The sequence below is a fragment of the Prevotella sp. P4-119 genome (assembly GCF_002251345.1).
GTDB lineage: Bacteria > Bacteroidota > Bacteroidia > Bacteroidales > Bacteroidaceae > Prevotella.
Window position 1 is genome coordinate 1 of sequence record NZ_NPJB01000030.1, and the last position, 26,725, is coordinate 26,725.

A 26,725-nucleotide genomic window follows, 5' to 3' on the forward strand; every position below is an offset into this window, starting at 1 on the left:
GCATAACTGGACGATGGGTACGCCAGACTTTACCTTTAATACTGTTTCTAATCTTTCTTTTAATGAATGAAAACTACTCATAATGTACCTCTAAAAGCTTTATGTCTAACTTTAGGGGTGCATTTCATAGGTACTCACATTCGGAAAAACACAAATTTATTTGGTTTTTCTCTCGCTTATTCGTACCGCTGACCTGAAGGTCGAAGGTACTTCCGCTCGGAAGTACAAAAAGAAAAAGGTGTTTTTCTTTGGAATTTCACTCACTTAATCGTACCTCTGACCTGAAGGTCCAAGGTACTCACGTTCGAGAATCCAAAAAGAAATTTGGTATTTCTTTTTGTATTCTGCTCACTTAATCGTACCTTTGTGTGCGAAATCTATTAATCACATGGAAGAATATATCGTATCGGCAAGAAAATACCGCCCTGCCACATTCGATACCGTAGTGGGACAACAAGCACTGACCACTACGCTGAAGAATGCTGTGAAGAGCGGCAAACTGGCTCACGCCTACTTGTTTTGCGGTCCGAGAGGTGTAGGAAAGACTACCTGCGCACGTATCTTTGCCAAGGCTATCAACTGTCTCTCTCCCACGGAAGACGGGGAGGCATGCGGACACTGTGAAAGTTGCCAAGCCTTCAACGAGCAACGGTCGTTCAACATCTTCGAACTCGATGCCGCCTCCAACAACTCGGTAGAGCATATCAAGACACTCATGGAGCAAACCCGCATCCCACCGCAGGTTGGTAAATACAAGGTGTTTATCATCGACGAGGTGCACATGCTCTCTACCGCTGCCTTCAATGCTTTTCTAAAAACACTGGAAGAGCCACCGGCACACGTCATCTTTATCTTAGCGACCACCGAGAAGCATAAGATTCTGCCTACCATTCTCAGCCGCTGCCAAATCTACGACTTTGAGCGCATGACCGTGCAAAACACCATTGCTCATCTGAAATCGGTTGCAGAGAAAGAGGGCATACAATATGAAGAGCAGGCTCTGGAGGTGATAGCAGAAAAGGCGGATGGCGGAATGCGCGACGCACTCTCCATCTTCGATCAGGCTGCATCATTCTGCCAAGGCAATATCACTTATCAGAAGGTGATAGAAGACTTGAACGTGCTCGACTCCGACTATTACTTCAAGATTATAGACTATTCCATCGAAAACAAAGTAAGCGAAATCATGTTGCTTGCCAACCAGATTATTGCACATGGTTTCGATGGCGGATTATTGATAGGGGGGCTTGCCAAACACGTGCGTAACGTGATGATGGCAAAAGACCCGCAGACCCTGCCTTTGCTTGAGGCAAGCGAACAACAACGGGAGCGTCTGCAGCAACAGGCGCAGCGTTGCGACTTGCGCTTCCTCTATAGTGCCCTGCGCCTGATGAACCAATGCGACATTAACTACCGACAGTCTTCCAACAAACGACTGCTGGTAGAACTGACGCTCATCGAGGTAGCTCAGCTGACTCAGCCCGCCGAGGGGGCTGGCAGTGGGCGTAGGCCCAGAAGACTGAAATCCCTGTTCAAACACTTGATACGGCAGTCGCAACACACACAGCAGGCTCAACAGGTGGCCTCAGCTGCTACTGCCGCATCCACAGCATCGGCAGCAGGAAGAGTTTCTCAGCAGACTTCTTCCGCTACGAATGTTGTACCCACTCCTAAGATTCTGCAACAGACGCAGACTGCCTCTCCCCAGCCCAGGCAGCAGGTGGCTACCTACAATACAGCAAACCGCCCACGTCTGAAAACTGCCGTTGGCTTCTCATGGAACAATCTGCGCAAACAGTCGGACACCGACAAGGCTCCGATGGCTGATGTCTTGGTCAACGAGCAAGCTGCAACAAGCGCCGCAACACAGGATCAAGCCGAATTCACCGAAGCCGACCTGACTCGCGAATGGATTGCCATGTGCAACCGCATGCCCCAGCAATACAGTGCCGTTGCCACTCGCATGAAGAACATGACACCGGTCATTAAAGAAATGCCACAGATAGAGGTAACGGTTGACAACCAGTTGGTCATGGAACAGATGCAGCAGATCAAAGGCAGTATTGTCAACACCTTGAAACTGCATCTGCAAAACAATAAGATTACGCTCAACATCGTTTTGGCAGAGTTCGACGAACAAGAGCGTTCTCTGACCCGTCGTGAGCAATACGAAGAAATGGAAAAAGATAATCCCGCAGTCAAGCAACTGCGGGACATGTTGAATCTTGAATTGGCCTAAGCATTATTTATCGCAAACGACTCAGGCCTCTAACTACTGACGCTAAGCAAATCGAGCAGGCAAGCACGACGTCCCAACAGGGACATCAGGCCTGCCTGTTTCGAATTATATCAACTGCATGCCCAGTGCCTTACACTCGGCGCGCATATCATCGGGCCATATCGAAGCCTGTATCTCACCGATATGTCCTTTATGAAGCAATACCATACACAAGCGACTCTGACCGATACCGCCGCCAATGCTTAATGGCAGTTCGCCCTGCAATAGTTTGCGGTGGAAATAGAGTTGCTCGCGATCTTCCTTACCTTCCAGTTTCAACTGTCGCAACAAGGCTTCCTTATCCACACGAATACCCATTGACGACAACTCAAACGAGCGTCCCAATACAGGATACCAAATCAGAATATCACCATTGAGTCCCGGCAGTCCGTTCTCGCCCATTGTTGACCAGTCATCATAGTCTGGTGCACGTCCATCGTGTTTCTCTCCGTTAGAGAGTACACCACCGATACCTATGATAAACACCGCACCGTATTTCTCACAGATGGCATCTTCGCGCTCTTTCGGCGACTTGTCTGGATACATCTGCAAGAGTTCTTCTGCATGGATAAAGGTAATCTTCTCAGGCAGGAAGGGCTTAATCTGATCGTAGGTCTCACAGGTGAGGTATTCCGTACGGCGAATAGCTGCATAGATGCGCTCTACCACATTTTTGAGATAAGCCACAGTGCGCTGTTCTGGAGTGATAACAGCCTCCCAGTCCCACTGATCGACATAGAGCGAATGTAGATTATCCAGTTCCTCATCGGCACGGATAGCATTCATATCGGTATAGATACCATATCCTGGTTCTATTTTGTATTCTGCCAGCGAAAGGCGTTTCCACTTAGCCAACGAATGAACTACTTCTGCCGTAGCATCGCCAAGATCCTTGATAGGAAACGAAACGGCACGCTCCACACCATTGAGGTCGTCGTTGATACCGAGTCCTTTCAAAACAAACAAAGGAGCTGTGACACGGCGGAGTCTTAATTCAGTAGATAGATTCTGCTGAAAGAACTCCTTGATAAGCTTGATTCCCTGTTCGGTGTGTTTCACATCGAGCAGTGGCTGATATACTATAGGTTTAATAAGTCTGGTCATTTTTTATGCTTTTTCTTTATTTCTTCTGCAAAGGTACTACTTTTATATTAAATTGCAAGCAAAAAGCCCAGATATTTTTACACAATGATACTATTTCCGTTATAATTAATGCATATTGACGACATATTGCCACAATGAACGGCATTCGAATTGACAAATGACAGGTATTTACATCATCCTATGTTAAGCCGTTGTGTTTCCGTCTGATTTGTCCCTTAACTTCTCTCTAACTTCCCTAACTTCCATTAACTTCCCCCCACATGCTTCGCAACTGAGGGAATTGATTGAAGTTAAAGAAGTTATCACTCCCTACGGTCGTTCGGGAAGTTAAGAGACAATAGCCTTTTGCCGTAAGACGTAGGACATTTGTCCCTTAACTTCTCTCTAACTTCCCTCTAACTTCTCTCTAACTTCTCTCTAACTTCTCTCTAACTTCCCTTAACTTCCCCACATGCGAAAGTTCAGTCATTTAGTATTAATAGTCAGTTCTCCAGTTTTAAGTTTGTTGGCTTCGCCGCTCAACTGCAGTGCAGAGGAATGGTGTGAACTCTGGATGATCACCTGCGCCAGTCCATTGAATGCAGGAATGCTAAACTCATGGCAGTCGTTATGATCAGGATGGTCAGCACCAAGATAAGACGGATCTCCATTTCCTACACCGAGTATTCTGCCATCACCTGCAAGTTTAAACGTCAGCATCGGACAAGCATCGGGCACTATACGTCCCTTAGCATCCTGCACTTCTACTGTGACAACAGCCACATCGCGTCCGTCTGCACTAATCGCCTGACGGTCTGTTTTCATCACAATCTTATAAGCCGGCTTGGTAGTTTCCACTTGTTGGGTAAGCATACGTTTACCATTCTTATAACCAATAGCCACAACCTTTCCGGGCTGATAAACAGCTTGCCATTTCAGGTGACCGTTCTTAGGCATGGTCTGGCGTCCCAGTTTCTTTCCATTCACTATCAGTTCCACTTCGTCGCAGTTGCTATACGCCCAAACCTCGACGGTTTCACCTTCATGTCCTTGCAGATTCCAGTGTGGGAATATATGCAACACAGGCTCGTCAGTCCATACAGATTTCAGATACAATGCCTCATCTTTCATGAAACCGCAATAGTCAAGGATACCAAACTCAGAATCATGGGCGGGATATTCCAGCGGATTAGGTTCGCCACGATAGTCAAATCCTGTCCAATAGAAAAGACCGGCAGCCCACGGGCGTTCATCATAGAATTTCCACCCGCGCTCTATCACGTTTTCCACGCCAGGTTTTGTTCCTCTGTTCATGCTAACCATGTGTCCGGGCTGTTCTTTTGATTCGAAATACACCCCACGGGTACCACAACCTGTTGTTTCCTCTGTGCCCACGATTTTCCAGTCAGGATTAGCTTTTTTTCTATTATCCACATCGTTTTGCACGATATAATTAAAGCCAACCACATCCAGTCCTTTAATCATCTCCGAACCTCCGGCATTGGCAATAGTAGAATGACGTGTAGGATCGAGCAGTCGGGTATATTCTCGCATGGCAGCAGCAATACGTGTGCCCTGTACGGAGTTTTCTATTCCCCACTCCTCATTACCATCACTCCACAGAATGACTGACGGATGGTTTCGGTCGCGCTTAATCATGTTCTCCAGCAAGCGCAAGTGTTCTGTGTTAATACCGGTCAAACGGTTTTCGTCGATGACCAACAGTCCCTCTCTATCACAAATATCGAGCAAGGCAGGTGTCATGGGGTTATGTGAAGCACGATAGGCATTACAGCCAAACTCCTTGAGCTTCTTGATGCGCCAAGCCTGCAAAGCATCGGGAATAGCAGCCCCTACCCCAGCATGATCCTGATGCATATTGACGCCCTTCAGTTTGATGGGTTTTCCATTAAGCATGAAACCCGATTGAGCATCAAACACCACTTCACGGATACCCGTTGTCGTTTCATAGACATCTGTCACTTCACCATTCACCTTTACCGTAGTTTCCACCTTATATATATAAGGGTCGTCGGTTGACCACAGATGCGGATGGTCGAGCGCAATGGTCTGTTCGCAGCCAAGGGTCTGTTTGGCGTTTAGACTAAGGTTTACGCTTTCAGCCTTTCCCACCAGTTTACCTTCTGCGTCCAGCAGTCGTTGCTCTACACTGCATTGCTGCGATTCAAGCGAATGGTTGTTGACCTCAGTTTTCACATGAACCACCGCAGCATCGTAGGGTTTCTTGATATCGGCAAACACGAAAGTGCCAAATGGTGCCACACTTACGGAAGCAGACTTCAACAGCCAAGCATCCCGATAGATGCCTGCCCCTTCATAAAACCATCCTTCCTCTAATGTTGCGTCAGCACGCACACAGATGAGGTTCTCGCCTCCATAGTTGACATATTCGGTCACATCATACACCTGTGTAGCATAGCCACTCGGTTCCGTTCCCATATAAAATCCGTTGAACCACACTTGTGCGTTACGGAAGATACCATCAAACTGAATGGCGATATGCTTTCCCAAGTCCTCCTTAGGAATACTGATAGTTTTACGATACCATCCTACACTTGTCTCTGGAAATTTATATCCTACAGTCTTATAACCATGCGAATGACTTGCATTCCGAGCATAAGACAGATTGGTCACCCAATCGTGAGGGATAGTGACAGACACCCAGGTGGAATCGTTGAATTTCTGAGCATACGGACCTGCGTTATGTATGGAATTTGCCTTGGTCAGATAGTTGAAATACTCAGTACCACAGCCAAAATCCTTGGCAGGGTCGGCAGCATTTCCAAAAGCAAACTTCCATCCTTCGTCTATGAGAATCTTCTCACGTACGTTGTCAGCCATGGCACCAGTCATCTGCATACTGGCGACAGCTAAGAGTAACCATTTTCTTATCTTCATTGTTTTTCGTCATTGATTGTTTCTATTTCTGATTATATCATTTTAGAGTGGGCTTTCACCCTTCGTTTTCTCGCCATGAAATGGAAGGATGAAATCCAATATTATTTTCTGCAAAGATAAGGAATTATTGGTAATGCAACGAGTTGAAGACAATATAGTACGCAAAACTGCAAAATAATGCAAATAGTTATGGATAAACAACACCCTGTCATTTCAAAACATCGGTCATTAAAGTATTATACCGCCGATATTGTTGAACGTAGGTATAAATAGCTGAAAAAGAGCATGGCTTCTGATAAGTCATGCTCTTTAGTGATTCCGCAGGGATTCAAACCCTGGACCTTCAGAACCGGAATCTGACGCTCTATTCAGCTAAGCTACGGAACCAATGCGAGTGCAAAATTACTAAAAAGCGAGCGAACTACCAAATTTATCTGGTGGTTTTCACCCTTCGTTTTCACTTCTGCCTATCCTTTTGACTACGGTGTATTATGCCTGTCTGTCGGGAATGGTAAAGACAAAGCGTGCACCAGGAGTGTATTGCCGGTCAATATCAACGCTGCCTCCCATTTTCTCTGCAATGGTACGACTGATATAAATTCTATTTCTGCACCATTGTACTCTACCATACCCACTGTTTTCCCCTCATACCAATCTTATTGGCTCAACAAAACAGCTCAAAACAAGTTCATCTGATAAAAAAGATGTTTCATAGCGTAAAAAGCAGGTGTTACGACTTGTAAATCTCAGAAAATCATGCTATATTTGCAAAATAATTACAACCGACGACAACATATAAACCATAAATATAGTAAGCTTATGAGAAAACATTTACTCCTACTCTTTGCCATGTGTTTTGTGCAACTGATGGCTTTTGCAGGACCACGCAGTTACCAACAAGCACTCAAAATTGCACAGCAACAAGCCGAGCGATTGGGCATCAGCATGGACGCCATGTCGCCCCAACCGAGAATGGTTCAAAAGACCAACGGCATCGATCCTGCCTACTATGTGATTGAAAACGGAACGAACAAGGGTTACACCATCGTCTCTGCAGACGACCGGTTGCCTGAGATTGTGGGTTATGCCAAGCAAGGCAACTACACCGAAGACACATTGCCTGAGGCATACGTCGAGTTCATCACCGCCTATCAGAAATTTGTTGAAGAGGTGAAAGCTGGCAATCCCCATGCCCTGCGCACAGCTGCCGAAGCTAAGGCGCTGCGCGAGTCGGCATCCTACACCCAACCTACCGTAGCTCCACTCTTGGGCAACATCCAATGGAACCAAGGCGACCCCTACAACCGCATGTGTCCCGAATACGACGGTGTCCACAAGGCGGTAACAGGTTGTGTGGCAACCGCCATGGCGCAGGTGATGGGCTATTGGAAGTATCCCAGCCAACTACAAGCAGATATTTCTGGCTATACCACTAGAAGCAATAAAATCAACGTGCCTGGCATCAGCAAAGCTACCGATGGCACCTACGACTGGGATAATATCCTACCGCAATACAGATCTGGAAGTTTTAATGATGACCAAGCCAATGCCGTTGCCAAACTCATGCATCATTGCGGTGTAGCTGTAAAGATGGACTATGGGCAATCGTCTGGTGCTAATGTTAATCCTGAACATCTGTCTAAATATTTTGGCTATGACAAAGACTTCATGGCAGAAGTTCGTCGTGAGGCATTCTCCATAAAAGAATGGAATACGTTGATTGACAATGAACTCATAGCCAAAAGACCTATTCTCTACAGCGGACAATCGTCAGATGGCGGTCACCAGTTTGTCTGCGACGGTTCTGACGGAAAAGGTCTGTACCACATCAATTGGGGATGGGGCGGCTATCAAGATGGTTATTTCGACATCACGATCCTCAATCCCGCGAAGGGCGGCATCGGTTCGGGTAATGCACCCGATGGTTATAACCAAGGTAGCGATATGATTATAGGTATCATGCCCGATAATGGTCAAGAGGATATACCACTGGTAACACTCAAGCCGATATATGCCACGGGTATCAGTACTGATACTAAGATCACGATAACCCAAGACACACGAACAAGTGCTACCGACAACTTCAAAATTGAATTCTATAACTACTTCACCAACAGAGCTCCGAAAAAATTCTCTGGCTATTGCGGTTGGGGAATTAAAGCTGCTGACGGCAGTATGAAGCTGATTACTAACACAAGAATGGTTCAGAATCTCCAACAAAACTACTGGTTCCCCAATACCTATAAAATAGACTACGCTTTCCCTGTAGGTGTTACCACCATTTACCCTGTGTATAGTGAAGACAATATCACTTGGAAGGAAGCAGGATTGGAGCGCATGGGCTACTATACGGTAGAGGCTACAGAAACCAGCCTCAAGCAGTTATATCCTTTGACCGCCGAGGTAATCGTAGAAAGCGAATTGCTATCAGGCAAGAGCAATACCATTAAGTTGGATGTTAGCAACGCAACAGACAATGATGTATTCAGTATGCTCAGTGTCTATACCAGCACAGATCAGACTTGTCCTGAAGATGGTGTTAACGTCTATGTAAGTGTACCTGCTAAAGGCAAGTCAATACGTGAGGTGGCAATCCCTGTACCTGCTGAGGAATTCTACCTTTGGGTAAAAGATGTAGATTCTGGTACCGAACTGGTCAGTGCCAAGAAGTTTACTGCAACACCCTCTGGAATTCCGCAACTCGAATTGGTACAAGTTGTAACCAATGCCAGCAATGAGTTTGAAACAGAGGATGCCTATTACAACAATGATAGAGTAAAAGTTCCAAAAGTGAAAGACGACAAGCTGGTGGTTCGGTACGATATCAAGAACAACGGCGGACTATCCTCTGGCACCTGGAGTATTAGTGGTTTTGGTGCTAAAGAATTCACATGGGGTGGTACGAACTCAAACACGATTGTGTTCCCTGGTAACGGTACCATCACCCAACTGACAGCAACATACACACCAGATGCAGTAGGTTGCAAAACCATTTATGTACAATTTAATGGCATCTACGATAATGGCACAGGCGGTACAGAATATGATGTCACCACATCACTACAAGAATGGCAACTCCCTCTTATTGACAAGCTTGGTTACGTTTACAGAATAAGACCTTTTGATGTCGTAGCCTATGTGGCTGGCGCCGAAGGCGGCACGGGCATTGGCAAGGTGGATATCAGCAAAACCTATATCCGCGGTGACCATGGTCAAATCAACATCACAACAGACCGCAACAAGACTGTCAATATATACAAGCTGAACGGACAGAAGGTGGCTGAAGTTAAAGCAACAGCAGGACAACCTGTCAGCATTCCCGTTGCAGCAGGCATCTATGTGGTAGATGGCACGAAAGTTGCTGTGAAATAAGCATGGATATAGAACAAGGCATTTTTAACCGTACAGAGCGACTGGTGGGTGAAGACATCCTCCAGTCGCTTCAATCTAAACGTGTCATCGTCTTCGGTGTAGGCGGCGTGGGCAGTTGGTGTGTAGAAGCATTGGTGCGTTCTGGCGTACGCCATATCACCATTGTTGATTCTGACAAAGTGGCTATCAGCAATGTCAATCGTCAACTCATGGCTACTACAAAAACCGTGGGACGTGTCAAGGTGGATGCACTCAAAGAACATCTTCTCGACATCAACCCTCATGCAGATATCACTGCCCTGCAGATGATATTCGACGAAACGACTGCCGAGAGTTTCCATCTTGAGGACTACGACTATATAGTAGATGCCATCGACAGCCTTCGCGACAAACTGTTGCTCATCGAGTGTGCATGTCGCACCAAGGCAAAATTCTTCTCGTCGATGGGGGCTGCACTGAAGATGGACCCTACCAAGATAGAGGTGGCTGAGTTTTGGAAAGTCAAAGGTTGTCCGTTGGGAGCTGCCCTACGCCACAAATTCCGCAGTCTGAAACGGCGCCCTGCGCGTAAGTTTCTATGTGTGTTTAGTCAGGAGTTACTGCCCAACTTAGGTCCCGACAACTCCGTAGATGCTGCCTTTGCACCAACCGGCACACAGGAAGGCAATCCCGAACTGGCACATCACGATTGGAATGTGCGGAAAGCGCAAATCAACGGATCGTTACTCCACATCACCGGCATATTCGGCTTTACCCTGGCGGGACTCATCCTCAAAGACATCTACAACAAAAGCAAGGAATAATCACACTATCAAGACTTGTATCGACAAGCCGAAGATACAAAAAAAATAGTTTTCTGTTTTTTTCGACCACACGACCACAAACGCGCATAACCTCATGACATTCAGGTTTTTGCTGGTGGTCGAAGCTTTTTTCATCGACCACACATCGACCACCGAGAAACGATTGCAAAAAACCTGCTTACGATGCAAGTGAAAGTTCCTACTGTTTTCCGTTTGTTTTACGTTAGCAGATAAGAACTCTTATACAATATTGCAAAAATTTTTATCCACCATTGGATAACACCTTTATCAAACGTTGGATAATACTTTTATAAAACATTGGATAACTCCTTTATCAAACGTTGGATAACTCCTTTATCAAACGTTGAAAAGATATTTTTAAAACGTTGGAAAACACTTTTGCCAAACGTTGGAAAACATTTTTGCCAAACGTTGGAAAACACTCTTACCAAACGTTGGAAAACACTCTTACCAAACGTTGGGCAATACTTTTGCCAAAGGTTTGGAAATGTCTGACAATACGTATATTGGTCTGAAATGTAAAATTCAACAAATTTTGGCGGTGGTCGATGAGTGGTCGATAGAAACAGCTTCGACCACCACCTAAACTACTGTATGATAGCACGATGCACGCTTCGGTGGTCGAGTGGTCGAAATTTTCTGAAAACTAAAATTTTATGTGTGCCAAGGCAAAAGCTGCTACAAACGTGGAGTGCATAGACAAAATCTACCGCAATAGAAGATTACCACACCCCAAGCGCATAGGCAGAACAGCTACAATTTAACCTAAAAAACTACATTATATTTGGCGGTTCGCCTAATTATTCGTAATTTCGCAGACAGAAACAATAGCAATAAGCAAATATGGATATAACAGAAAGATTCCTGAATTACGTGAAATTTGACACACAGTCGAGCGAAGAAAGCCAGACTGTGCCAAGTACAAGCAAACAACTGTTGTTTGCGGAATATCTGAAGAAAGAACTGGAACGCGAGGGGCTCGACGACGTGGAACTCGACGAGAAAGGTTATCTCTACGCCACGCTCAAGGGGAATATCAAAGAAGAGGTGCCCACCATCGGATTCATCTCACACTATGATACAAGCCCTGACTGCTCTGGTGCAGATATCAAACCACAGATTGTGCAAAACTATAATGGTACGGATATCCTGCTGTCGGAGGGTATCATATCCAGTCCGAAGAAATTTCCCGAACTGTTACAACACGTGGGCGAAGACCTCATTGTGACAGACGGACACACTCTGCTCGGTGCAGACGACAAGGCGGGTATTGCCGAAATCGTACAGGCCATGGTTTATCTGCAAGAACACAAAGAGATTAAGCACGGCAAGATCAGAGTGGCTTTCAACCCCGATGAAGAAATCGGTATGGGCGCCCATCACTTCGATGTAGAGAAGTTTGGATGCGAATGGGCATACACCATGGACGGTGGTGATGTGGGCGAATTGGAATTTGAAAACTTCAATGCCGCTTCTGCCAAAATCACAATCAAGGGAGTGAGCGTACACCCAGGATATGCAAAAGGCAAGATGATCAATGCCAATGCACTGGCTGCGGAGTTTGCCAAGATGTTGCCCGAAAACGAGACACCAGAAACCACCGAAGGCTATCAGGGCTTCTATCACCTGCTGGGCATTCAGTCGAATATAGAACTGGCAAAGCTGAACTATATCATTCGCGACCATGATCGCGAGAAGTTTGAAGACCGCAAACACTTCATCATGCAGTGTGCAGAGAAGATGAATGAAAAATACGGTGAGGGAACTGTAGAGGCTGTGGTTAGCGACCAGTATTACAACATGAAGGAGAAAATTGATCCACAGATGCACGTGATAGACCTCGTATTGCGTGCCATGCAAGATACTGGTGTGGCTCCAAAGGTCAGCCCGATACGCGGTGGTACCGACGGTGCACAGCTTTCGTTCAAAGGTCTGCCCTGCCCCAATATCTTCGCTGGTGGTGTGAATTTCCATGGACCATACGAGTTTGTATCAATACAGTCGATGGAGAAAGCCATGAATGTTATCGTGAAAATCTGCGAACTTACTGCTGGATATAACGACTAAGCATAAAGATAAACAGACCTGACAAGGTCTAAGAAAAATCGGAAACGATACCGATATCAAGCCTTGAGGATTGCCTCAAGGCTTTCTTTTTCACCAACCACCCAGATGATATCGCCTTTCTGGAACTTGCGTTTGGGATGAATCTGAGAGAGATTTTCCTTTCCTTCCTCCAATCCGACTACCATGCAGCTGTATTGTGAACGGATGCCACTCTCTTCAAGGGTCTTGCCAACAAAAGGACTTGAACCGGTGATGACCATCTGACGGAGCTTCATTTCACGCTTCTCGAAATCAATATCATCGCCCAACACCTCACGCTTAATGGCTTCGCCCAACTGGCGGAGCTGATCGTCGTTGCCGATTACCTGTAGTCGGTCGCCAGGGAAGATGACATCGTTGCCATCGGGAATATTCAACCGATGACCGGCACGAAGAATACTGCTGACATGCACACCAAACTGCTGACCAAGTGCCAACTGACGAAGGGTCTTGCCCATCCAACGGGTGTTGAAGGGAATATCGAAGTCTGCCATGTGGACATCACGGTCGAGCAAATGCCCTTCATAAAGTGGGCGGCGACGACCATGCACTTGTGCCTCAATATCGCGAGAACGAAGGTTCTGAATGAAGAGACGCTCCATCTGTATGCTTCCTTTCTTCAATCCGCGCGACAATACCATCAGTACAACCAATGCCAACGCTATGGAGATGATGATGGCATTCTTGAAACGACTCAGATAGTTGATGATATAGAAGACAAAAGCACAAGCCAATACCACACGAACAATGATGGTAAATATCAACGGAAAATGGTTGACCCAACTCTCTGCCCACAGTGCCTTAAACTCATCAGAGTGGTTTTTCTTAACCACCATTGCACGAAGGAAAGGCGAAATGATAAGCACGGTCAATATTCCGCAGATGGCATTGGCATACCAGTGAAGTTCGTATGAGGGGAAAAAGCTGCGCACAAATGGCAAGAAGAAGGTGAACATCAACACGATGGCAGCAATGGAAAGGATGCTGTAGATAACCGTATTGCGGAGCATCTGTATCAATAGACTCTTCCATTTGTTTTCTGCAGAGGGTGTCTGCGGATGAGATATCGTGATGTGGTTGAGTGCCACAATCCATTTCTTAGGCAGATGGCGCTCCATGATATTGTAACAGGGTTCAGCCATGCGTATCATATATGGTGTCAGGAAGGTTGTGACAACTGATACTGCCACGACCACTGGATAGAGAAAATGGCCTATGACACCAAGCGACAAGCCCAACGATGCAATGATAAAGGCAAATTCACCTATCTGGGCCATAGAGAATCCACACTTCATGGCTGTCTTCAACGGATTGCCACTGATGAGATATCCCAACGAACCAAATACCGACTGACCGATAAGAATGGTCAATGTGATAGCGATGATGGGCCAGGCGTAATCGACCAGCACCTGCGGTTCGACCAACATACCCACCGACACGAAGAAAATAGCACCGAAGAGATTTTTCACTGGTTCGACCAAACGCACGATTTTGTCGGCTTCGACCGTTTCGGCAAGAATACTACCCATGACAAATGCACCAAAGGCACTGCTAAAGCCGACCTTGGTGGAGAATACTGCCATGAAACAACAGAGACCAAGCGCCACGATGAGTAGCGTCTCTTCATTCATCAATCGGCGCGTGGCACGAAGGAAGGCAGGGATAAAAAAGATGCCGACCACAAACCAAAGCACCAAGAAGAATCCGATACGCAATACACTCTCGACCATCTGACCACCATCGGGACTGCTGCCACTGGCTATGGCAGATAGCATCACCATCATCACAATGGCAAGCACATCTTCCAGTATCAGCACACTCATCACCATTCCTGCAAATCGCTGTTGGCGAAGTCCCATGTCATCGAATGCCTTATATATGATAGTGGTGGACGACATAGCCAACATACCGCCAAGGAAGATGGAGTCCATGTGGGTCCAACCGAATGCCTTGCCCACTACAATTCCTGCCATCATCATACAGAAGATGATGGTACAAGCGGCTATGACAGGAGCCATGCCCATCTTCACAATCTTCTTGAAAGAAAAATCGAGACCCAGGGAAAACAAAAGAAAGATCACACCGATATCTGCCCACATCTGCACATTGGCACGATCCATCACCGACATGGTATAGGGCATCTGCGGTGAAACTAAGAATCCTGCTACGATATATCCAAGGACAAGAGGCTGTTTCAGTCGCTTGAAGATAAGCGTGACAAATGCTGCCACCACAAGGATGAGGGCAAGGTCTTTGACGAGTGCGGGAAGTTCTGCCATAGATTTAGTACCATTGTACTGCGTTGGAATAGCTGCTGCGCTTATCGTATTTCAGCGCATCGGTCAAGGTTGCTGCATTGCATCGGAACGAGAAATTGTAGCTCGTATAGGGTGCCAGCACCACCGAGCACGACATATTAAAGCAATGGAGGTCGCGCGACAGTGACGCAGTGGTCATTGAAATCTTATGGTTTTCAAAGTCATAACCAGAAGAGAAAGAGATGTTCCAACCATCGGAAATGCGAAGGTTACCGCTGACATTGAGGTTCTGGGTGAACTTATAAGGATAGCGCATCGAATCGTAATTGAACTTGCCACTGGTGTTTTCTCGCATGGTGACACCATAACCCAAACTGAGCGACCAAGGAAGATTGAAAGCCATATAACCGTCTTCGTCGGTCTCTGCCTTGCCGGCATTATCCTTACGGGCACCATGTTTTCCACGTTCCATATCCTCATCGACATTGGTTTCAACACCTGTATCGTAGTCGTCATCACGATTAGCACGACTGTCGCGGTCGTTCTTACGCTTAGGACGTTCGCCCTTCAACCACTTGATAAGGTCGCTCACTTTCTTGTTATCAAGCGTATAAGAAAGGTTTTGCGACATGCCCTGGAAACGACCGAAGCGGCCCTTACTATATTCGGTATGGGTTCCGATGTAAGGACGGGCACCTACGGAATCGGCTTCATAAGCATAAGTGGCAAATACCGCATTGATATTCAACGTATAACTCTTGGTGAGTTTCAAACGTAAACGTGTAGAGAGGTCACTCCATGGACGTTCCTCTGCTGCCATGTTATACGACATAGAGGCTCCCAATTCATCGATGATACTGATTTTCTTCACACCCGTAGAGTCGGCATCGCTCTTCACTTTCATCTCGATATTGTTGGACAAATCCATCGAGATACTACCAGTTTTGCCACGACCTGGCACACCATATAGTGATCCCTCATAGGGTGAATACTCTACAAGCGACACATTGCCATCGGCATCGGTCTTCTGATAGGTCTTGTAGAATCCATAGCGCGACGCACTGAAGTCTGGTGCATAGTTGAAGCTGACAGATGGTGTTACCACGTGGCGAACCGCCATGATCTTGTCGCCGAATACTTTACGACTGGGGATATACATACCATAGAGCTTGGTAGATGCCGAAACGCTGAAAGCCCAGTTATAGACATTATAGAATCCCTGCAAGGTATCGCGCTTCACTGTCTGTGTGGCTTCGTCCCACGAAAGTTCCTGCTTCTGCGTGTACATACGGTCGGTGAAGGTCAACGACGGATTGATATTCAGATAGCCAAACAATGTAAAATTGCCGCTAATGGGGATGCTATGCTGCATACCGTTGCGCCAATCGCGTGTCAAGCTGGAGTGCATCAAACGGTCTTCCTTGGTACTGATGCTATTGCTCAACTGTCCGGTATAGCTCATAGAGATCTTCTCATACCAGCGTTCCTTACCTACAGCATGACGGCGTTTGAAAGGATAGAAGCGCGAAATAGAGATGTTGAGGTCGGGTAATGTCAGGGCGATAGTCGAGTCACGCATGTTCTGGTTGAGGTTGAACGTTGAGCTCAAGCTCATGCCGATACTGGAGAATGTGGTACTCCATGATACCGAGCTGGTACGTGTAGATTGTGTCATTGCCTGCGGATTGTACATCGAAGTGAGGTTGTTGCGCTCATAGCTCGATGTGGCAAAGTTGACACTGGCAGACAAAGAACTATAGGGATTAGCTTTGCTGTCTTGACGGTGACTCCATTGCACCTTAAAACTGGTGGCTTTGGTATAGTCGGGCATATTCTTTTCGCCATTCACCGTATTCTGGTAACTGGCAAAAAACGAACCGCTGTACTTATAGCGTTTGCGATAGTTGGAGGCTGCAGAGAGTCCCCACGATCCTTTGGTATAGATTTCACCCAACAGTTTCAAGTCCATCTTGTCGTTGATGGCAAAATAGTAACCACCATCACGGAGGTAGAAACCGCGCGATGTTTCATCACCATAGGTAGGCATGATAAAACCAGAAGAATAACTCTTACTGAAAGGGAAGAAACCATAAGGTATGGCAAATGGCAATGGCACATCTGCTACTACCAAATAAGCAGGACCGAACACGACATCCTTACCTGGGCGCATCTTGGCACGTGACAAGGCTATATAGAAATCGGGATGATCTTTGTCGCAGGTGGTATAACGACCGTGTTGCAAATAAATCTCACCATTGGCTCCACGCTTAGCCAGTTGGGCAGTCATATAGCCATCATCCTGCTGGGTATATACATCGCTGATGAGTCCCTTTTTGGTCTTGAAATTAAAAGCTATAGTGTCGTTCTCATAAGTGTCACTACCCATCTTGAATATTGGAGTACCGAATTTCTTACCGAGAGAGTCGAGCGAACCTGTAGCATGTACCAAACTGGAATCGAGTTGCATGAAGATTTGATCACTCTGCAAATCCATATCCTGATATTTCACATGGGACTGGCCATACAGATGGGCTAAACCTGAAGCACCTTCATAGGTCATAGAGTCTTCAGCAGTATATTCCACTGGAGCATCAATACCATTCTTACGCTGACGATTGATAGAGTCGGCACGCAAAGAGTCGTCAATAGCTTTGTTGTGCATCCAGATGGCTTTTTGCAATGAATCCATCTTTGCGGTATCAGCAAGAACCTGTGTTGTGGTATCAATTACAGTACTGTCGGACTTGGCACTATGGGGCAACAACTGCGTATTGACCGTCTGCCCTTTACCCACAGAATCAGACACATCAGTATTGGCCGCTCCAAGTATAGGAAAGGTCAAACGAGGCATCTCCGCCATTACAAATGTAATGACGAAAAAGAGCAATATGATGAGCATATTTTTTCTCACGGCTGCAAAGGTACAAAGAAAAAATGAATTCACTTACACATCGGCAGATGTTTAACGTAAATTTTTGTAATACTCATATAGACAACATATAAAATACCCACCGCGACACAACATCATATCGATATCGATTTGAACTGCTTTACAAAGATAACAATATAAAAAGCGCGCCATGACACAACGTCATGACACGCTCTTGATATCGGATATTCGTACGATGTACGATTACTGCGTACGATTTATTCCTCGTCGAGAAGAATCTTCATCATCTCACAGGCAGCCTTGGCTACAGATGTACCAGGACCGAAGATGGCGGCAACACCGGCTTTATAGAGGAAGTCGTAGTCCTGTGCGGGAATCACACCACCGGCAATAACCATGATGTCTTCACGTCCAAGTTTCTTCAATTCCTCAATCAGCTGAGGTATCAAGGTCTTGTGACCTGCGGCGAGTGACGATGCACCAACAATATGTACGTCGTTCTCAACTGCCTCACGTGCAGCCTCGGCAGGTGTTTGGAACAATGGTCCCATATCCACGTCGAAACCACAGTCGGCATAACCGGTGGCTACTACCTTTGCACCACGGTCGTGACCGTCTTGACCCATCTTCGCAACGAAGATACGGGGACGGCGACCTTCCTTCTTCGCAAACTTCTCGGTCAACTCGCAGGCTTTCTCAAAGTCGGAGTCGTTCTTGCTTTCTGAACTATACACGCCTGAAATGGTTCTGATTACTGCTTTATAACGACCTACGATTTCTTCGCAGGCATCACTGATCTCACCAAGAGTACAACGCAACTGAGCTGCTTTCACTGCCAAATCGAGTAAGTTGTTCTCGCTCTTGCGGCCTTCCTTGAAATCGCGAACGCACTCGGTAATTGCCTTGAGGGCTGCCTGACAAGCGGCTTCATCACGTGAAGCGCGTACCTCTGCCAAGCACTCTTCCTGCTGTTTGCGTACTGCTGTATTATCAACCTCGAGGATATCGATAGGATCTTCATGGTCGAGACGATACTTGTTGGTACCAACAATGGTCTGTACACCAGAGTCGATACGTGCCTGAGTGCGCGCAGCTGCCTCTTCAATACGCATCTTAGGCAGACCAGTTTCAATAGCCTTTGCCATACCACCAAGTTTCTCGATTTCCTGAATATGCTCCCAAGCCTTATGAACGAGCTCGTTGGTCAGGGTCTCTACATAGTATGAACCTGCCCATGGGTCAATCTGCTTGCAGACTTTAGTCTCGTTCTGAATATAGATCTGGGTATTACGAGCAATACGAGCTGAGAAGTCAGTAGGCAGGGCAATAGCCTCGTCAAGAGCATTGGTGTGGAGCGACTGAGTATGACCCAATACAGCTGCCATAGCCTCAATACAGGTACGGCCTACATTGTTGAAAGGATCCTGCTCGGTCAGCGACCAACCAGAAGTCTGAGAGTGGGTACGCAGAGCGAGTGACTTTGGATTCTTAGCACCGAAGCTCTTCACAATCTTAGCCCACAACAGACGACCTGCACGCATCTTGGCAATCTCCATGAAGTGATTCATACCGATAGCCCAGAAGAACGACAGACGAGGTGCGAAAGCATCCACATCAATACCTGCATTAACACCAGTACGCAGATAGTCGATACCGTCGGCAAGTGTATATGCCAATTCGATGTCGGCAGTAGCACCAGCTTCCTGCATGTGGTAACCTGAGATAGAGATACTGTTGAACTTAGGCATCTTCTGTGAGGTAAACTCGAAGATGTCGGCAATAATCTTCATTGAGAATGCAGGTGGATAAATATAGGTATTACGCACCATGAACTCTTTCAGAATATCGTTCTGAATAGTTCCTGCCATCTCTTCCAGCTTAGCACCCTGCTCCAGACCTGCTACGATATAGAAAGCCAAAATAGGAAGCACAGCTCCGTTCATGGTCATCGAGACAGACATCTTGTTCAAGGGAATACCTGAGAAGAGCACCTTCATGTTCTCTTCATTACAGATAGATACACCTGCTTTACCAACGTCGCCAACTACGCGAGCGTTGTCGGGGTCATAACCACGGTGGGTGGGCAAGTCGAAGGCTACAGACAGACCTTTCTGACCACTGGCGAGGTTACGACGGTAGAATGCATTCGACTCCTCTGCAGTAGAGAATCCGGCATACTGACGGATAGTCCATGGCCGGAATGGATACATCATACTATACGGACCACGTAGATATGGAGGGATACCTGCTGTGAAGTCGAGGTGCTCCATGCCTTCAAGGTCTTCTTTGGTATATACGGGACGAACCTCAATGTGCTCTGGTGTCTTCCAGTTAGGCACGATGTGGTTCTCTTTCAGCCAGGCTGCGCCATCGGTGGCGTGGATGCCGGCATAAATATCAATATTCTTGAAATCTTTTCTCATAACTTTAGATGCCTAACTTTTGATTGTACTCTTTCAAAGTCTCAAGCACGTTGCAACGAACGTGTACGAAGTTCTCAATACCAGCGGCCTTCAGGTCGTCCATGCATGCAGGAGCTCCTGCCACTACAAACATGGCACGTCCGTCCAAATACTTGAATGCTGGGATGGCATACTCTGCATATTCATCGTCTGACGAACAGAGTACTACGATATCTGCACCAGCCTTAAGTGCAGCATCAACGCCTTCCTCTACGGTCTTGAAGCCGAGATTGTCGATAACTTTATAACCGGCACAAGCCAAGAAGTTGCAAGAGAACTGTGCACGAGCCTGACGCATAGCCAAATTACCAATGGTCAACATAAACGCAGTAGGTGTCTTGGCCTCTTCAGTATGGATGCGGAGATTCTCAAAGTCGGCAGCCAAGCGAGTGGTTTCGAGCTTCTTGAAAGGAGTTTCTTCTGCCTTTCCACAACCACATGCACAAGGTCCGAGGGCGCGTTTGCCTTCGCTCTTCTCTGTGAAGTTGGGGAACTGGTTTGTTCCGAGAAGGAACTCTTTGCGTTTAGCAGCATCGCCGTGACGCTTCACATTGGTAGCATTGATATCATCCTGTACGGTGCCATTCTTAACAGCAGCGAGGAATCCGCCTTCTTCTTCCACTTTGAGGAAAATCTTCCAAGCCTCCTGAGCCAACGCATCAGTGAGGTGTTCGATATAGTAAGAACCGGCAGAAGGATCGACGATACGATCGAAATGGCTCTCTTCCTTGATGAGCAACTGCTGGTTGCGAGCAATGCGCTCTGAGAAATCGGTTGGCTTCTCATATACCACGTCAAACGGAGTTACGACGAGTGAATGAACACCGCCAAGGGCAGCACTCATTGCCTCTGTCTGTGAGCGGAGCAGGTTAACATAGCTGTCAAACACAGTTTGGTTGTAAGTAGAAGTAGAAGCGTTGATTACCATCTTGCAAGAGCAGTCGCACTTAGGCTCGTACTGTTTTACAATCTGGGCCCACAACAGACGAGCTGCGCGGAACTTGGCAATTTCCATGAAATAGTTTTCAGAAACGCCCATATAGAACTTGATGCTCTTGGCTGCAAGATCTACATCTACGCCGGCATCCACCAACTGCTGCAGATACTCATTACCCCAAGCGAGGGCATAGCCGAGTTCCTGTACGATATATGCACCGGCATTGTTCAGCGTGTCGGTGTGTACCATAACGCAACGCAGATTGGGATATTCCTTGAAAGCCTCAACCACCTGAGGGAGTTTGGCAAGTACCTTGCTGGTATCCTTACCCTTTTGGATCATCTTGTCTATGGGATCGAAACCTACACCACCCACGATTTTTTCCTTATCATAGCCTTCCTTCTCGAAGTAAGCCTTCAGAATTTCTGCCAGTTCAAGAACATGACATGGGCATGTACGATAGCTGACCTCTACAATATCCAAACGGATATCTTTCAGTAACTTGTCGATAAAATCGGCACTAACGAGATCACCGTCAAAACGGAATCCGATAGAGTTTACACCCTTCATCAGAATGTCGAGTGCCTTTTTGTTGGCCTCTACAGGATCGGTAACGACGATGTTCTGTCGAACATACCACTCGTTAGAGTCTTTTTTATTTCCACGAACGAATGGGAACTCACCGGGAAGTGCATCTGGAGTTTTCAAGTTTGCCAGATCTTCACGGCGGTAGAAGGGTTGTACGTTGAAACCCTCATTGGTTCTCCACACGAGTCGTTTCTGGAAGTCAGCACCTTTCAGATCGACTTCAATCTTGTCCAGCCACTCTTGTGTGGTTGGCGCCTGAAACTCGGTGAAGAGTTTTTCTTTGTTAGCCATAGTTTGAATGATTATGTAAGTTGTTTCGTTGTAGTCAAATTCGGTTATGCACACATGTATTGCGGCCTACAAAGTTACAAATAATTTTTGAACCGCCGAAAGATTTAATAATATTTTGATATTTATAAAAAAAAGATGCACAAAAATTATGCTATTGCGCAATTTTTGGCTACCTTTGCATGCTGTAAGAAAAAGCATGTTATGGAAGCATTTCAATGGTTAAAAGATTTATTTACCACAACTGATTCTGTGGCGCATATTGCGCTACTGTATGCCGTGGTGATTGCCGCTGGTGTATATTTGGGAAAAATCAAGATTGGAGGCATCTCGCTGGGTGTCACCTTTGTGTTGTTTGCTGGCATTGTGGCTGGCCACATTGGATTTACTGCCCCACTTCCCATCTTGACATTTATTCAAGACTTCGGTCTTATACTGTTTGTCTTCATGATAGGACTACAGGTTGGACCTGGTTTCTTTGAGAGTTTTGGTACTACAGGCATCAAGCTGAACGGATTGGCCATAACGACTATCCTACTCAACATTCTTGTGATGTTTGCCTGCTACTTCATCTTCTTCGACACATCCAACGTCTGCAACCTACCAATGATGGTCGGTACGCTCTATGGTGCTGTGACCAACACACCAGGACTTGGTGCTGCCAACGAAGCATTGGGCTCGGTATTTACCGACAATGCACCACAGATAGCATCGGCTTACGCTTGTGCTTATCCACTCGGTGTATTGGGTATTATTGGTGCCACTATATTAATAAGGTATATATGCAAGGTTCGCTTGGAGAAAGAAGAAGACGAACTCAACGAGCATGAAGGTGTGAAAGCCAATCAGAAGCCTCACAAGATGCACCTTGAAGTGACCAACACTTACCTTGAAGGAAAAACGATGTTACAGGTTCACGACTTTTTGAACCGCGACTTTGTATGTTCACGTATTCTGCACGAAGGTCACGTGAGCATTCCAAACCGCAACACCGTATTCCACAAAGGTGACCAACTCTATATTGTATGTACAGAAGCTGATGCCGAGGCTATCATCGCCTTTATCGGTCCAGTGATACAGGTCAACTGGGAACAACAGGACCAACCTTTCGTATCAAAGCGTGTCTTGGTAACCAACCCCAAGATGAACGGAAAATCGCTGGCATCGTTGCATTTCTCAAGTGTACATGGTGTCAATGTAACCCGTATCACCCGTCAGGGCATGGATATCTTTGCCTCCAGCAGTCTGCCTCTTCAAGTGGGTGACCGCATTATGGTAGTAGGTCCTGAAGACGCTGTTGACCGTGTAGCCAACGAGATGGGTAACTCTATCCGTCGCCTTGATGCCCCAAATATTGCAACGATATTCGTGGGCATCATCATCGGTATTATCTTCGGTTCACTGCCCGTAGCATTCCCAGGAATGCCTGTTCCAATGAAGCTCGGTATTGCAGGTGGTCCGCTGATTATCGCAATTCTTATCGGACGTTATGGTTATAAAGTAAAATTGGTAACCTATACAACGACATCGGCCAATATGATGTTGCGCGAAATCGGTCTGGTACTCTTCTTAGCAAGTGTGGGAATCAAGGCAGGAGCCAACTTCTTTGAGACTGTTGTAGAAGGTGACGGTCTGCTCTATGTAATGACCGGTTTCCTCATAACCATCATTCCAATCCTCATCGTAGGTCCTATAGCTCGTCTTTATTTCAAATTCAACTATTTCACCATCGCAGGAATGATTGCCGGTACATATACCGACCCACCCGCATTGGCATACGCCAATTCAATCTGTACTCGCGAAGCCCCTGCTGTAGGTTACTCAACAGTTTATCCGCTGTCGATGTTCCTTCGCATCTTCACGGCCCAAATCATCGTGCTGTTCTTCTGCGGATAACAGCCGATAATACATATAATACGAAAAACTTACATAATTATACATTACATTACTAACATGACAAAATTCGGATTTCTGTTAAGCGCTATGTTGCTGGCAGGCACTTCCGCCATGCATGCCCAAATGGATGCAAGCATCAAGCTGAACGAAGTGATGACCAACAACCGCGCCAGCCTGCAGGACGAATACGGACAGCGTGAAGCATGGGTTGAGATAGAGAACATCTCCCACTCAACCTATAATATCCGTGGTATGTATATCACCACTGACCGCTCCGTTCTCCAGCGTTCTATGAGCGTGCCCGAACGCATCAAGCGCATGAGCATCATCCCCAACGGAGAATTGCGCACAAACTTGAGTGGTCGTCAGCACCTTGTACTCTTTCTCAACAGTCAGCCCCATTTGGGTTCACTGCATCTGACAACACCTGTTGACTCTACAAAGTCATTGTGGATTGCACTCTACAACGGTAATGCCACACAATTGATTGACTCAGTCACCGTACCGGTACTGAAAGCCGATCAATCGTATGCTCGTATAGCCAACAACGGCACAGCCGCCGACTGGGAAGTAAAATCAGCCGACCGTGTTACTCCAGGTATATCCAACATCACTACTGTTAGCGAATCAAAGGTTGACAAGTTTAAACGCGAAGACCCCCATGGATTTGCCATTACCATCATGGCAATGGGTATTGTATTCATTTGCTTAGCCCTGCTTTGGATTGTATTCTCCTTGTTCGGTCTGCTTATGAAGCATCTTGAAACAGCGAAGAAGGTGGCAAACAAACAACCACTCAAACCAATCACCAAAACTGTTGAGACAGCAATGGAGGTTAGCCGCATCACTGGTAACGTATTGCAAGATGGTCTGAAAACAAAAGGTATCGACCGTGAAATATATATGGCGGTCATCGGTATGGCCCTCAGTCAATATGAGGATGATGTTCACGACGTAGAAAGCGGTGTGATTACCATCCAGCCGAAACCAACCCGTTGGGACGACGAATATTCACAAATGACACATTTCCACGATCCCGTCGTTCCCTCCGACCATGCAGCTCCCCAAATTCCCACAACCACTAATAACGCATTATAACAATGAAGAAATATCAGTATAAAGTACAAGGTGTTGACTACGATGTAGAAATCGAGGAAGTAGAAGGCAACATTGCCAAAGTAAACGTAAACGGAATTCCGTTTGAAGTAGAGCTCCAGCAGCCTATCAATGCAGCTAAGCATCCTACTATTGTGAAGCCAAAGGTTGCAGCTCCCGTTGTTCCTGCAGCCGCTGCACCAACAGCTAAGCCGGTTCAGGCTGCCGCTCCTGCCGCAGCAGGAAGTGGCAATGTAGTAAAGGCTCCACTGCCAGGCACCATCACTTCTATCAATGTGAAGGTCGGTGACACCGTAGCCATTGGCGATACACTTGTCGTGCTTGAAGCCATGAAGATGCAGAACAACATCGAGGCAGAATACGCAGGTACCGTAACCGCTATCAATGTCAATGTAAGTGATGTCGTAATGGAAGGCAGCGCACTGCTGACCATCGGTTAATCGATAAATAAAAAATGTGATAAACACGCAAGATTATGGATTTCTTACATTTCATAGCAGAAAACTTCAATGAGTTTCTGACCTACACTGGTTTTGCCAATGCTACGGCTGGAAACCTCATCATGATAGCAGTCGGAGCGCTTTTCATCTGGCTTGCCATCAAGAAGGACTTCGAGCCCCTATTGCTTGTTCCTATTGGATTAGGCATCATTCTGGGCAATATTCCCTTCCGTGCTGATGCCGGACTGGAGATTGGACTTTATGAAGACAACTCTGTGCTGAACATCTTCTATCAAGGTGTCCGCCAGGGATGGTACCCGCCACTTATCTTCCTTGGCATTGGTGCCATGACAGACTTCTCTGCCCTGTTGGCCAATCCTAAACTGATGCTCATTGGAGCCTCAGCACAGTTTGGTATCTTCGGTGCATATATGTTCGCTTTGCTATTGGGTTTCGAGCCAAACCAGGCTGCTGGTATTGCTATCATTGGTGGCGCCGATGGTCCTACTGCCATTTTCCTTTCATCAAAATTGTCTCCCAACCTCATGGGTGCCATTGCTGTTTGTGCTTACTCCTACATGGCTCTTGTTCCACTGATTCAGCCACCATTGATGCGTCTGCTTACCACCAAAAAGGAGCGCGTCATCAAGATGAAGCCAGCGCGTCAGGTAAGTCAGACCGAGCGTATTCTGTTCCCAATCGTTGGATTGCTTCTCACCACATTCCTCGTGCCTTCAGGCCTTCCTCTTTTGGGTATGCTCTTCTTCGGTAATCTGCTGAAAGAATCGGGCAAGACCACTCGTTTGGCAAAGACAGCTGGTGCTGCTCTGAACGACATCGTGGTAATGCTCCTTGGTTTGACCGTAGGTTGTTCTACTCAGGCATCAGAGTTCCTGACTATAAACACCATCTATATCTTCGCTATCGGTGCTGGTGCATTCATCATCGCCACTATGAGCGGTGTATGTTTCGTGAAGATTATGAACCTCTTCCTGCCAAAGGATAAGAAGTTGAATCCACTGATTGGAAACGCTGGTGTAAGTGCCGTACCTATGGCAGCACGTATTTCCAACAACCTCGGATTGGAATACGACCGTCACAACTTCCTTCTCATGCACGCCATGGGTCCGAATGTAGCCGGTGTAATCGGTTCGGCTGTTGCTGCCGGTACCCTGCTTGGTTTCCTTTCGTAGATAAGCAAAGACATGATATCATCAGCAGGATTTCTCTTTTGGGAAGTCCTGCTTTTGTTTTCCCGCGTGTCTTTC

The 26,725-nt window shown here is 46.5% G+C and carries 14 protein-coding genes and 1 tRNA gene; 8 read left to right on the forward strand and 7 right to left on the reverse strand.

Going from position 1 to position 26,725, the window contains the following annotated elements; genetic code table 11:
• Positions 1 to 388: 388 nt before the first annotated feature.
• Positions 389 to 2,239, forward strand: a complete 1,851-nt coding sequence (locus CIK89_RS03570; RefSeq protein WP_094390072.1) for a DNA polymerase III subunit gamma/tau — start codon at positions 389 to 391, stop codon at positions 2,237 to 2,239.
• Positions 2,240 to 2,344: 105 nt separating this feature from the next.
• Here CIK89_RS03570 and asnA read toward each other — a convergent pair whose 3' ends face one another.
• From asnA to CIK89_RS03585, 3 genes are all read right to left on the reverse strand, one after another.
• Entirely contained in the window at positions 2,345 to 3,382 is a 1,038-nt protein-coding gene (asnA, locus tag CIK89_RS03575; protein ID WP_094390073.1) for an aspartate--ammonia ligase, read from the reverse strand.
• A gap of 465 nt (positions 3,383 to 3,847) precedes the next feature.
• The gene (gene galA / locus CIK89_RS03580) at positions 3,848 to 6,280 is read right to left on the reverse strand and encodes a beta-galactosidase GalA (RefSeq protein WP_254046606.1); all 2,433 of its coding nucleotides are present in this window, start codon (positions 6,278 to 6,280) and stop codon (positions 3,848 to 3,850) included.
• Between the two features lie 313 nt (positions 6,281 to 6,593).
• Positions 6,594 to 6,667: transfer RNA gene (locus tag CIK89_RS03585), tRNA-Arg, on the reverse strand.
• Between the two features lie 432 nt (positions 6,668 to 7,099).
• On the opposite strand from CIK89_RS03585, the gene CIK89_RS03590 reads away from it, so the two are divergent.
• The 3 genes from CIK89_RS03590 to pepT all read left to right on the forward strand — a co-directional run bounded on the left by CIK89_RS03590 (position 7,100) and on the right by pepT (position 12,543).
• Positions 7,100 to 9,652, forward strand: coding sequence for a C10 family peptidase (locus CIK89_RS03590; protein ID WP_158214965.1), 2,553 nt, complete (start codon positions 7,100 to 7,102; stop codon positions 9,650 to 9,652).
• A gap of 2 nt (positions 9,653 to 9,654) precedes the next feature.
• Positions 9,655 to 10,455, forward strand: coding sequence for a ThiF family adenylyltransferase (locus CIK89_RS03595; protein ID WP_094390076.1), 801 nt, complete (start codon positions 9,655 to 9,657; stop codon positions 10,453 to 10,455).
• Between the two features lie 864 nt (positions 10,456 to 11,319).
• Positions 11,320 to 12,543 carry a peptidase T gene (gene pepT / locus CIK89_RS03605; RefSeq protein ID WP_094390078.1) on the forward strand — a complete coding sequence of 408 codons (1,224 nt, stop codon included), beginning with the start codon at positions 11,320 to 11,322 and terminating at the stop codon, positions 12,541 to 12,543.
• A gap of 56 nt (positions 12,544 to 12,599) precedes the next feature.
• Here pepT and CIK89_RS03610 read toward each other — a convergent pair whose 3' ends face one another.
• The 4 genes from CIK89_RS03610 to mutA all read right to left on the reverse strand — a co-directional run bounded on the left by CIK89_RS03610 (position 12,600) and on the right by mutA (position 22,008).
• The gene (locus CIK89_RS03610) at positions 12,600 to 14,861 is read right to left on the reverse strand and encodes a cation:proton antiporter (protein WP_094390079.1); all 2,262 of its coding nucleotides are present in this window, start codon (positions 14,859 to 14,861) and stop codon (positions 12,600 to 12,602) included.
• 4 nt (positions 14,862 to 14,865) lie between these two features.
• Entirely contained in the window at positions 14,866 to 17,751 is a 2,886-nt protein-coding gene (locus tag CIK89_RS03615) for a putative LPS assembly protein LptD (RefSeq protein WP_094390080.1), read from the reverse strand.
• Between the two features lie 236 nt (positions 17,752 to 17,987).
• Positions 17,988 to 20,153 carry a methylmalonyl-CoA mutase gene (gene scpA / locus CIK89_RS03620; RefSeq protein ID WP_094390081.1) on the reverse strand — a complete coding sequence of 722 codons (2,166 nt, stop codon included), beginning with the start codon at positions 20,151 to 20,153 and terminating at the stop codon, positions 17,988 to 17,990.
• A gap of 4 nt (positions 20,154 to 20,157) precedes the next feature.
• Complete coding sequence (gene mutA, locus CIK89_RS03625) at positions 20,158 to 22,008, reverse strand: methylmalonyl-CoA mutase small subunit (protein WP_094390183.1); 1,851 nt, start codon at positions 22,006 to 22,008, stop codon at positions 20,158 to 20,160.
• 201 nt (positions 22,009 to 22,209) lie between these two features.
• Between mutA and CIK89_RS03630 the strand changes: the two genes are divergently transcribed.
• The 4 genes from CIK89_RS03630 to CIK89_RS03645 are packed head-to-tail and all read left to right on the forward strand — an operon-like array spanning position 22,210 to position 26,650.
• On the forward strand, positions 22,210 to 23,901 hold the full coding sequence (locus CIK89_RS03630; protein ID WP_094390082.1) for a putative transporter: 1,692 nt from the start codon (positions 22,210 to 22,212) through the stop codon (positions 23,899 to 23,901).
• 57 nt (positions 23,902 to 23,958) lie between these two features.
• On the forward strand, positions 23,959 to 24,999 hold the full coding sequence (locus CIK89_RS03635) for an OadG family protein (RefSeq protein ID WP_094390083.1): 1,041 nt from the start codon (positions 23,959 to 23,961) through the stop codon (positions 24,997 to 24,999).
• A 2-nt stretch (positions 25,000 to 25,001) separates the two neighbouring features.
• Complete coding sequence (locus tag CIK89_RS03640; RefSeq protein ID WP_094390084.1) at positions 25,002 to 25,457, forward strand: acetyl-CoA carboxylase biotin carboxyl carrier protein subunit; 456 nt, start codon at positions 25,002 to 25,004, stop codon at positions 25,455 to 25,457.
• A gap of 32 nt (positions 25,458 to 25,489) precedes the next feature.
• Positions 25,490 to 26,650: a sodium ion-translocating decarboxylase subunit beta gene (locus tag CIK89_RS03645; RefSeq protein WP_173815665.1), complete on the forward strand. Its 1,161-nt coding sequence runs from the start codon at positions 25,490 to 25,492 to the stop codon at positions 26,648 to 26,650.
• The last annotated feature ends 75 nt before the right edge of the window (positions 26,651 to 26,725 follow it).